Source organism: Pedobacter miscanthi (assembly GCF_032678605.1).
GTDB classification, from domain to species: Bacteria; Bacteroidota; Bacteroidia; order Sphingobacteriales; family Sphingobacteriaceae; genus Pedobacter; species Pedobacter miscanthi_A.
Window position 1 is genome coordinate 1 of the sequence record NZ_JAVTSU010000047.1, and the last position, 5358, is coordinate 5358.

Consider the following 5358-nt stretch of genomic DNA (forward strand, 5'->3'; position numbering starts at 1 on the left):
GTTCAAAGGCTCCAGGTTATGTACGGGGTATGTAGCTTGCCCTGCTTTTTTTTACAAAATTAAAGTTTAATACGATTCGAAATAACAAACTAACGTCATCCCCATTTTTTTCAGATTGCGCCCTGATGAGTACTCGCAATGACGACTTATCTTATAATCTGTCAATAGCAGCAGAGTGCAACGCAGCCGAGAACCCGCAGGCTCAGCGAAGCTAAATCTGTCTCGAGGTAGATCTCTCCACTTCGCGATGCTTCGGTCGAGATGACGTTTAGAGATAAGAGGTGGGCTTACCCCAGCTTCCTACCTGTATTAATCACATTAACACCATTAAAACGGGTAGTGGAACTGCCATGCGAAACAGCACTTGCCTGTCCGGGTTGGCCTTTTCCATCCGAAAATGTTCCGCCCAATCGGTAATCGTTTTTATCACAGCGCTGCACACAGGAGTTCCAGAATTCCTGCGTATTGGCCTGGTAGGCAGCATCTTTAAACATGCCTACAATTTTGCCTTCCTTGATTTCGTAGGCCAATTGTGCGCTGAACTGGAAATTATAGCGTTGCTGATCGATCGAATAAGAATTTCGACCGAACATGTAAATGCCTTTTTCTACATTTTTTACCATATCTGCTGCACTTAAAGCGGCATTTCCGGGCGCTAATGAAACATTTGGCATCCTTTGAAACTGGATACTGTCCCAACTGTCGGCGTAACAGCAGCCTTGCGATGCTGCCAAACCTAAAATATGTGCCTGATCGCGGATGGTTTGATAATTCACCAAAATCCCATCTTTAATGATATCCCATTTGCCGCATTTTACACCTTCATCATCATAACCTACAGCGCCTAAAGAACCTGTTTCCAGTTTATCTGCAATTATGTTGACCTCTTTGCTCCCGAAGTTGAATTTTTTTGATTCCCATTTATCCAGTGTCAGGAAACTGGTTCCGGCATAATTGGCTTCGTAGCCTAAAACCCGGTCTAATTCTGTTGGGTGGCCAACAGATTCGTGAATGGTTAAAAAGAGGTGCGAAGGATCCAATACCAGGTCGTATTTGCCCGGGGCAATGGGTTTTGCTTTTAATTTTTCGTCAACATGTACTGCTGCTTCACGCACATCTTCCAGAATGTCGTAACGCTTTTTGTACATCGTAACGGGACCGCCTTTAATTTTTTCTTCGTCTTTAGGTTTCAGGTATTCAAAACCCATCCCCATGGGGGCACTTAAAGCATTCCTGGTTTCGAATTTGCCACTAGCTGCGTCGGTTTTGGTGAGCGTAAATGTTGGCCATATGCGGTGGATATCCTGATCGATATAAGAACCATCGGTTGAAGCAAAATATTTCTGCTCATTGATCATGAAGAGGTTGGAGCTGATGTATTTTGCACCGCCTTTAATCGCCTCGCTGTTTACTTTTAAAAGCAGGTCTACTTTATCGGCAATGGGCACTTCAAAAGCATTGATTTCAATAGGTGTTTTCCAGCTTACCTCGCCAAAGCCCTTTTGAGGAGCCAGTTGAACAGGCTCTTCCATAATTTTGGCATTTCCTTTTGCAATGGCCACGGCAGCTTCTGCAGCTTTGGCAATGCTGGCATCATCCATATTGTTGGTGGCGGCAAAACCCCAGCTTCCGTTGGCAATTACGCGAACACCCAAACCATAGGATTCGGAATTGGAGATATTTTCAACCCGCGTTTCCCTGGTGGCCACAACCTGGTTCAGGTACCGGCCTATCCGAACATCGGCATAGGTTGCACCCTTGCTTTTTGCTGCATTAAGTGCAACATCGGCCATTTTTTTCTTCAGGGCAACATCAACAGGAGTTAAAGATTCTTCAACAGAAATAATTTTGCCAAAAGCAGGGATGTTGGGGATTATGCTGGCGCCAAGGCCAACACCTGTCATGTATAGGAAATCTCTTCTTCTCAATTTTTAATGTTTTAATAAGTTGTTTTAGGTCCTTCGACTCCGCTCAGGGTGACATTCATAGAACGGTCGTCATTGCGAGGAGGAACGACGAAGCAATCTTACAACGGTCGCTACCAGCGTGTGCATTAAGATTGCTTCGTACCTCGCAATGACGGAGTTTTTGGGTGGACTATCGCTAGTTAAATCGCGTCTGATAATGAAGTGAAGGTAAAATCCCTTATTTTCATTGGTGGGATCAATCCGCTTCCAGTTCTTACCGGTTTACCTAAAGCTTCCACATTGTTGAGCATAATTACCGGACTCTCGTTGAACCTGAAATTCTTGATCGGGAATTTGATTTCGCCGTTTTCGATATAAAAAGTGCCATCACGGGTTAGTCCTGTTAATAATAAAGTTTGTGGATCAACCGAGCGGATGTACCAGAAACGGGTAACCAAAATACCTTTTTCGGTGCTTTTGATCAGGTCTTCCAATGATTGTGTGCCACCCTCTATAATCATGCTGCGGCTAAAGGGAAGCGGCTGGACATTTTTCTGTGCGGCCCAATATCTTGAATAGGATAGGTTTTTTACTACACCCTTTTCTACCCACTGTGTTCTGGTTACCGGCAAACCTTCACCTGTAAAAGTTGAAGACGGGATTTCGGTATTCATCGGATCGGAATAGATATTTACATTTTCAGAAAATAATTGCTCTCCTAAACGTGTGCCACCACCTTTTTTGCTCATAAAACTTCTACCTTCGTCGGCACTGCGGGCATCAAAACCCCTAAACATGTTGCTAATGATATCGCTGGCTGCAAGCGGTTCTAAAATAACGGTATATTTTCCAGGTTCTATTGCTTTTGCACCTGCAGAGCCATTGGCTTTGCTTGCTGCAATTTTGCTGAGTGCAAGGGTATCCATTTTGTCAAGATCGTTAAAATCCTGCTCTACATAACCCGAGCCTGTTCCCTGTTTATTCCTCACGGTAACGGAGAAAGAGACGTTTGTGCCTTTGTTGTAGGCGAACAAACCTTTAGAGTTCATGATGGCATTAAAACGGTTCGAATTTTCCAGGAAACCTGCAGCATCTAAACCGGCTGCTTTTGATACGCTTAAACTTTTACCAACCATTTCGGCCCTGGTATCGGGGGTGATGGCGGCAGTTTTTGAATTATAGGTATTTGATTCGGCAAATGTCTGCGGACCGAGCGGTGGCATAAATTCTGGATTCTCCGGTGCCAGCATAGCCAATTCTTCTGCTCTTTTTACCACTTTTTGAAGGGAGGCATCATCAAACTCGTTGATGGTAGCTGTGCCTGTTTTTTTACCAAAAGTTGAACTTATTCCTAAACTCATGGTACTGATCTGGCCTGCTGTGGAAACGGCATTCCGGGCATAGCGGATATTTCCACCGTCTGAACCGCTTAAACTTACTTCGCAGAAATCGGCTTTAGAAAAACCAATTACTTTTTTTAATATCGCTTGGGCTTCTTCTTTACTTAATATGGCCATAATTATATTTTTCTTGCTGTATTGATAACATTAACTCCATTAAACCGCGCAGTAGAACTGCCATGCGAAACGGCACTGCTTTGTGAGGGCTGACCTTTTCCATCATTGAACGAGCCACCTAAACGGTAATCGCCTGCATCGCAGATTGAATTGCAAGAATTCCAGAACTCTTGTGTATTGGCCTGATAAGCCACATCGTTAAGCATGCCTACAATTTTACCTTCTTTGATTTCGTAGAAAATTTGTCCGCCGAACTGGAAATTGTAACGTTGCTGATCGATAGAAAAACTACCATCGCCAATGATATAAATGCCTTTTTCTACATTTTTGATCATATCATCCACACTTAGTTTTTCTTTGCCCGGCTGTAGCGAAACGTTTGGCATACGCTGGAACTGTACATCATCCCAGCCCTGCGAGTAACAGCAGCCATTAGATTCTGTTAAACCGATAATGTGTGCCTGATCGCGAATGGCCTGATAACTTACCAAAACCCCATCCTTAATCAAATCCCATTTTTTGCATTTTACGCCTTCATCATCATAACCCACGGCACCTAGTGATCCAACCTGGGTTTTATCGGCCACAATATTTACTTTATCGCTACCGAATTTGAATTTTTTCGATTCCCATTTATCTAAAGTAAGAAAACTGGTACCTGCATAATTAGCTTCATAGCCTAAAACACGGTCGAGTTCGGTAGGGTGACCAACAGATTCATGAATGGTTAACCAAAGGTGCGAAGGATCGAGCACCAGGTCGTATTTACCAGGCTCAACCGATTTTGCTTTTACTTTTTCATTGGCAACACGGGCTGCTTCTTTCACATCCTCGAGCATATCGTAACGGTCTTTGTAACGGGTCACAATGCCGGTAACTTTATCTTCAGGGCGTGCGTGCATGTACTCGTAGCCTTTTCCGCTTGGGGCGCTTAATGCATTACGGGTTTTAAATTTACCCGATTCGCGGTCAACTTTGGTTACATTAAAAGTAGGGTAAATGCGGTGAACATCCTGATCGATATAAGAACCATCGGTAGAGGCAAAGTATTTCTGCTCGTTAACGGCAAAAATAACCGAGTTTACAAAGTTGGCCCCATTTTGCATGGCGATATCATTCACGTTCAAAAGCAAGTCTACTTTTTCTTTTACAGGCACTTCGAAAGCATTGATTTCGATCGGTGTTTTCCAGCTTACTTCGCCATAACCTTTCTGGGGAGCCAGTTGCACAGGTTCTCCCTGTATTTTTGCATTGGCTTTTGCAACGGCAACTGCCTGTTCAGCCGCTTTGGCAATGGCATCTTTGGTTACGTTGTTGGTAGCTGCAAAGCCCCAGCATCCATTTGCCAAAACGCGGATGCCCACGCCATACGATTCGGTATTGGCAACACCTTGAACACGTTTTTCACGAGTAGCTACAAACTGGTTCAGGTAACGCCCGATGCGGATATCGGCATAGGTTGCACCTTTTGATTTTGCAGCATTGAGTGCAACATCGGCCAGTTCCTTTTTAATTTTTACATCCACTCCATCTAAGGCCTGTAAAGGGTCAATAGGAGTTCCGAATGCAGAAAGATCGGGCAGGAGTAAGGTACCCATACCCATTCCGGATAAGTAGAGGAAATCTTTTCTTTTCAATTGGTTTAGTTTAAGTTAGTTTACGATCTCAATATAACTAATTTATGCTGCTAAAAAGATCAAATTGATTATAACATTTTAGTTTCAAAGCTGAAAATTGAGTGAATTTTGCAACGGAGACAAAAAAAGCATGGAAATTAAGCGAAAAACTGATGTTTACATGATTTTAATACGATTTTCATCCCGCGCGATTCGTCATTTCGACTGAAGCTGCTGATTTTTCATCAGTAGCGGAATGGCGAAAACTATTGGAAGATTCATGCTTGCGCTCGTTTCCAAACGAGTGCAGAAATAGTT

The 5358-nt window shown here is 43.4% G+C and carries 3 protein-coding genes; all 3 read right to left on the reverse strand.

The annotated features are described in order from the left end of the window. Positions 1–287 precede the first annotated feature (287 nt). A complete protein-coding gene (locus tag R2R28_RS28895) occupies positions 288–1928 on the reverse strand; it encodes a TldD/PmbA family protein (protein WP_316829133.1) in 1641 nt (546 codons plus the stop codon). Positions 1929–2107: 179 nt separating this feature from the next. Beyond that, positions 2108–3424: a TldD/PmbA family protein gene (locus tag R2R28_RS28900; RefSeq protein WP_316829134.1), complete on the reverse strand. Its 1317-nt coding sequence runs from the start codon at positions 3422–3424 to the stop codon at positions 2108–2110. 2 nt (positions 3425–3426) lie between these two features. Next, positions 3427–5061, reverse strand: a complete 1635-nt coding sequence (locus tag R2R28_RS28905) for a TldD/PmbA family protein (RefSeq protein WP_316829135.1) — start codon at positions 5059–5061, stop codon at positions 3427–3429. Between the last annotated feature and the right edge of the window lie 297 nt (positions 5062–5358).

What these genes read in the sequence shown, in the direction of transcription:
- R2R28_RS28900 (WP_316829134.1), bottom strand. Translation starts at nt 3,424, where the DNA reads ATGGCCATATTAAGTAAAGAAGAAGCCCAAGCGATATTAAAAAAAGTA.